Origin of the sequence: Campylobacter sp. TTU-622, from assembly GCF_016598965.1 — a bacterium.
GTDB lineage: Bacteria > Campylobacterota > Campylobacteria > Campylobacterales > Campylobacteraceae > Campylobacter_D.
Genome location: NZ_JAENKR010000115.1, coordinates 1 through 3,133 on the forward strand (window position 1 = coordinate 1; position 3,133 = coordinate 3,133).

The 3,133-nt window shown below is 20.7% G+C and carries 5 protein-coding genes; 3 read left to right on the plus strand and 2 right to left on the minus strand.

Annotated elements, in window-relative coordinates; all coding sequences use genetic code 11:
* Positions 1 to 98: 98 nt before the first annotated feature.
* Both JG677_RS07575 and JG677_RS07580 read right to left on the minus strand, forming a co-directional pair.
* Positions 99 to 686 carry a helix-turn-helix domain-containing protein gene (locus tag JG677_RS07575; RefSeq protein WP_200286037.1) on the minus strand — a complete coding sequence of 196 codons (588 nt, stop codon included), beginning with the start codon at positions 684 to 686 and terminating at the stop codon, positions 99 to 101.
* A 508-nt stretch (positions 687 to 1,194) separates the two neighbouring features.
* Positions 1,195 to 1,371 (minus strand): hypothetical protein, encoded by a 177-nt coding sequence (locus tag JG677_RS07580; protein WP_200286040.1) that lies wholly within the window; start codon positions 1,369 to 1,371, stop codon positions 1,195 to 1,197.
* Between the two features lie 13 nt (positions 1,372 to 1,384).
* Here JG677_RS07580 and JG677_RS07585 point away from each other — a divergent pair, with 13 nt between their 5' ends.
* The 3 genes from JG677_RS07585 to JG677_RS07595 all read left to right on the plus strand — a co-directional run.
* Positions 1,385 to 1,522 carry a hypothetical protein gene (locus JG677_RS07585; RefSeq protein WP_200286042.1) on the plus strand — a complete coding sequence of 46 codons (138 nt, stop codon included), beginning with the start codon at positions 1,385 to 1,387 and terminating at the stop codon, positions 1,520 to 1,522.
* Positions 1,523 to 1,792: 270 nt separating this feature from the next.
* Complete coding sequence (locus JG677_RS07590) at positions 1,793 to 2,404, plus strand: DNA repair protein Rad50 (protein ID WP_200286044.1); 612 nt, start codon at positions 1,793 to 1,795, stop codon at positions 2,402 to 2,404.
* On the plus strand, positions 2,397 to 3,133 hold a 737-nt coding region (locus JG677_RS07595), incomplete at its 3' end, for an SIR2 family protein (RefSeq protein ID WP_200286046.1). The genes JG677_RS07590 and JG677_RS07595, both read left to right, overlap by 8 nt.

Sequence of the window (3,133 nt, forward strand, 5' to 3'; positions counted from 1 at the left end):
GAGCATAGTTTATTAAAAATAGAAAAAATTTATTTTATAAATTTATATTCTTTATAAGAAATTTATTTTATAAATTAAATTTAATAATATTAGTTTATTTACAAACTATTATTAATTAGTATTTGTTTATTTTCTTCTTGTTTAGATTGATCTTTATTGCTATATTTTTTTTGTTCTTTGTTAAGTTTTTCAAATAATTCAATATTTTTTATTGAAAAACAATCTCCTTCTCCAGAAATTAAGTAAATAGGATTTATACCTAAGAACTTATGAAGTTTTTTAATTATAAAACTATTTAATTGTCCGTATCCTTTTTCAAATCTTACATAAATAGATTGAGAAACATCTAATATTTCTGCTATACGTTGTTGACTTAAATTAAGTGATATTCTTAAAGATCTTAATCTTTTTGCACAATCTAATACATGAGTACTTTCTTGCTCTAAGTCTTTATTTTTTTCTTCTATAGCTTTTCTTTCAGCTTCTTCTTTCATTTTTTCATAATTATCTAGGTATTTTGAATATACTTTTCTCCATTTATAAACAGTTTGTAAAGTTACATCATATCTTGAAGCTACTACTTTAGAAGGTAAATTTTCTTTTACTTGTATTGATAAAATTTCCATTATTTGATCATAGGTCTTTTTATTTTTTCCTTTATTTCCTTTTACAGATAATCTTTTCATTAATTTTTTATCTTTTCCCTCTTGTGTATAATAATGATAACTGTTTTTTATTCTATCTAAAATACATTTAAAAATATAAATTAACATTAACTATAATATTTTACTTATTTATTATTTTTATTTATTATTTTTATTTATTTAAAATATATAAATTTTGTTATAATTATATAAATATTAATTATTTAACTACATTTATTTATTTATATATTTAAATAATATAAAAGTATAAAATATTAATTTTTATATGATATAATTATATAAAATTAATATGGAAAAAATATGAATTTTAAAAAGACATCAGAGCTTTTACAAATTGCAAATAATTACAATATTGAAGTATCTGAAGTTTTTCAGCGCTTAAGCAAGCACTTGAACTTGTTTTAAAATATGGAAAATTATATTGTGATTTTAAAAATCAAAAAATTTCTTTTTATGAAATTATTTATAATCGCTTTGGAGAAAAACGTAAAAAGTTCATTCAAGTTAAAAGAAATAATTATAAAGCAGTTCAAGATAAATTTATTAATATTATTATTTCTTGTTCCTTAAAAAAACAAAGAGAACGGGCTAAATCTTTAAAATCAACAATTTTTAAAGGAAAGATTGAAAAAGTTTTAAAAACAGGTTTTGAAATCTCTTCTTCTATAGGTTTTGGATTTTTACCAAAAATTGAAGTTTTACGCAAAGATTTAGCAAGAATGCAATTAGGTTGCGAGATATATCTTGCTATAAAGAAAATCAAAAATACAACAAAAACACCAAATAAAGCTTTAATTTTTACAAGAAAAAATATGAATATTTTAGAATATGAAATTATGGATACTAAATCAGCATGATAATATCTACAAAAGTGCAAGAGTTCTTTCAATAGTCGAGTCTGATTGGGTTAAAAATACTATTTAAGAAGAACAATATTGATAAAATAGGCTTTTAAGATAAGTCTATTTTTCATACAAATAATCAATAAGAAACTAAAATAACTTATTTATTTAAAACTACTATAATTAAATTGTATTCAGTATAGCTACTTTTTTGGCTATAAGAAAAAAGTATCATAAGTAAGAAATAGCTATACTTAGTTTAAATTTATTGCAAAAGGAGTGTAAATGAGTAATAATACTATTATTTTAGGTATTTTATTAAAAAAATACAATAATTCCAATTATAAAAAAGTTGGAAATTGTATTAAACTTCGCTATCAATATCATAGTGTAAATGTAAATTTATATTTTGATGCTTATGATAAAAATTATCCTTCAGCTTTTATAATATTAGCAGCAAATAAATCCTACTATATGACTTCTTTTAATGTAGATAATTTTGATGAAAAAAATCAATATTTAAAAAAGCTTCCTATCCCTATACGTAAACTTATTAGAGATGAAAATAAACAACTTGCTTCATTTTATAATGAGATGAGAAAGCATATCAAAGAAGATAATTTTCAAAACATTAGTTATAATAACGATATAGTGCTTAACAAGACTATAAAAAGTAATAAAAATAAAAAATATGGCGGTCTTTTTTTTCATTATACTAGAAAATCAAAAATGACATCTGAACATTTTAATAGGCTATTTTACAAAATAAATATCTCAAAAGAAATTCTTATGAAGATCCAACAAGCAGGATTTACTATTGCAACCACTAGTGATCCTAATAAAAGAAAAGATTTTCATGAAGAATTAAGAAACAAAGGAATAATAAATTATGGATAAAAAACAATATAAAGTATTTTTAAATACTAGTATTAAAAATATTAAAAAAGCACTTGATGAAAATTATTTAAGTATATTTGCAGGAGCTGGTATTAGTGCTAATTCTGGTTTACCCACTTGGAATGAACTCATAGAGGATATTTCAGAAAAACTTTATGGTGACAAAAAGCAGAAAGAAGATAATTTGGTATTAGCGGAAAAATTTTATAATCAATTTGGAGAAAATTATTATTATCAAAAGCTAAATGAATATATTTCTAATAATAAACAACCAAACGACTTACATAAAAAAATTGTAAAATTAAATCTTAAAAATTTAATTACTACTAATTGGGATAATTTATTTGAAAAAGCAATAGATGATGAAGGTTGTTTTTATAATATTATAAAAAAAGATGAAGATATAGGATTTGCAACTGGATTTTCAAAACTTATTAAAATGCATGGGAGTTTAGAAGATCAAAATATAGTTTTTAAAGAAGAAGATTATCTAAAATATTCTAATAACTTTCCCTTAATAGAAAATTACATTAAAGGCATTTTTTCTACTGATTTAGTAGTTTTAATGGGTTATTCTCTTAGTGATAATAATGTAAAACAAATCATTTCATGGGTAAATTCCAAAGCTAACAACATAAAACCTGTGTATCTTATTAAAATAAATAAAAAATTTGATAAATTAGAATTTGATTTTTATAAAAATAAAAATATTTATATTTTATATTTAGG